General features: G+C 75.8%; 3 protein-coding genes. 1 reads left to right on the forward strand and 2 read right to left on the reverse strand.

What is annotated here, in order from left to right; genetic code table 11:
• On the reverse strand, positions 1-224 hold a 224-nt coding region (locus ACTUAL_RS05235; protein WP_440899450.1), incomplete at its 3' end, for an FAD-dependent oxidoreductase.
• 149 nt (positions 225-373) lie between these two features.
• Here ACTUAL_RS05235 and ACTUAL_RS05240 point away from each other — a divergent pair.
• Positions 374-964 (forward strand): TetR/AcrR family transcriptional regulator, encoded by a 591-nt coding sequence (locus ACTUAL_RS05240; RefSeq protein WP_096493080.1) that lies wholly within the window; start codon positions 374-376, stop codon positions 962-964.
• 36 nt (positions 965-1,000) lie between these two features.
• Here the strand turns inward: ACTUAL_RS05240 and ACTUAL_RS05245 are convergent, their stop codons facing one another.
• Positions 1,001-1,699, reverse strand: a complete 699-nt coding sequence (locus ACTUAL_RS05245) for a hypothetical protein (protein ID WP_440899451.1) — start codon at positions 1,697-1,699, stop codon at positions 1,001-1,003.
• Between the last annotated feature and the right edge of the window lie 156 nt (positions 1,700-1,855).

Consider the following 1,855-nt stretch of genomic DNA (forward strand, 5'->3'; position numbering starts at 1 on the left):
ATCGACTCGGGCAGCGACCACGGGCGGAACCGGTAGCCGAGGGTGTGCATGTCCGAGTCCGAGCGGACGCCGGGGTAGCGGAACAGGTCCCACGTGCCGCCGAGGGAGTCCCTGGCCTCCAGCACCGCGCACGAGCGGTCCGGGAGGGCGCGCTGCACGTGGTGCGCCGCGCTGATCCCCGAGATGCCCGCGCCCACGATCAGGACGTCCACGTGCTCGCTCATCTGAGGGCCTCCCCGGCCGCTTGGTACACCTGCGTACCCCGCAGCGACGGTACGCGCGGTGTGGTCCGGGCCACAAGGTCGCGGCTGCGGTCGCGGGGGGCGGTTGCGGTCGTGGCGACGGCGGGCCCGCGCCCGATAACGTCAGGACCGTGACGACCACCGGCGCGGCGGGTGCGGGTTTCCGGGGCAGGCTGCTGCGGGCGCTGGCGGAGGGCATCGCCGAGGACGGCTACCGGCGGACCACGGTCGCCGACGTCGTGCGGCGGGCGCGGACCTCGCGGCGCACCTTCTACGAGCACTTCGCCGACAAGGAGGCCTGCTACGCGCGGCTGCTCGCCGAGGCCAACCAGCGGATCATCGTGCGGATCACCGAGGCGGTCGACCCGCGCGCGCCGTGGGAGGAGCAGGTCAGGCAGGCGGTCGGGGCGTGGCTCGACGCGGCGGGGACCACGCCGGAGCTGACGCTGAGCTGGATCAGGGACCTGCCGTCGCTGGGCGCGGCGGCGCGGGCGCTGGAGCGGGAGGTCACCGACCACTTCGTGGTGATGGTCCAGCGGTTGTGCGACACCGAGGAGCTGCGGGCGGCGGGGCTGCGGCCGGTGGACAAGCAGTGGGCGACGATCCTGATCGGCGGGCTGCGGGAGCTGATGGCGACGGCGGTGGAGGAGGGGCGCGGGCTGGACACGCTCGCCGAACCGGCGGCGGAGGCGGTGATCGCGCTGCTCGGGCCCCGGAGGTGACGTCGGGGCGGGTGCGGGGCGGCCGTCCGGGGGAGGTCAGGACCACACGTGCCGGGGGATCGTGTCGAGCAGGTCGCAGCAGGCGTCCAGCACGCCCGCGACGTCCCGCAGCTCGCGGTAGGACGGGAAGCCGCCCAGCCAGGAGCCCCGGACCCAGAAGCCCCGGTGCCCGGTCCCCAGCAGGTGCGCCACCACCTCCGGGGTGAGCACCGCCCTGGCGAACGCCTCGTCGAAGCAGGTCACCTGGTACTCCCGGTCGAACTCCGGGCACCCCAGCAGGAACGCGCCGGGGGCGATCGCGGCGTTGATCCGGTTCGACAGCGCGGTCCCGCGCGCCACGCGCAGCGTCGGCCTCGGCGCGGGCAGCCGGACCCACAGGTCCCGCTCGTCCACCCACCTGGTCCGGGACGTGTTCTCCCTGCGGGTGACGGCGAACCGGATGAGCGCGAAGCGGCGGCCCCGGTGCTCGCCGGTCAGCACGTCCTTCGCCCTCCTCGCCCGCACCACCGGCTGCGGACCGAGCAGCACCGGCTCCAGCGGCACGTGGCGCTCCAGCTCGTGGTGCACGCCCACCCAGCGGTCGTCGCGCCCGCGGAACTCCCAGCCGTGCTCGCGCACCTGCCGCAGCAGCTCGGCCCGCTCCCCGCGCCTCGCCCGCAGCGCCAACCCGACCAGGACACCGGTGAGCAGCACCGACCCGACCAGCGCGATCGCCACGGCCCAGAACGGGCTCACCAGGACGCCTCGCCCAGGACGCTGCGCTCCCCCAGGTCGTCGTCGGGACCCGGAGCGGGGCGGCGGGGCGGTTGCGCGCCGGGCGGCTGCGAGGCGTGCGGCTGCGGGGTGGGCGCGCTGACCGGCGCCAGCACCGGGGCGGGTGCGGTCGGCGGG

Source organism: Actinosynnema sp. (assembly GCF_052038725.1).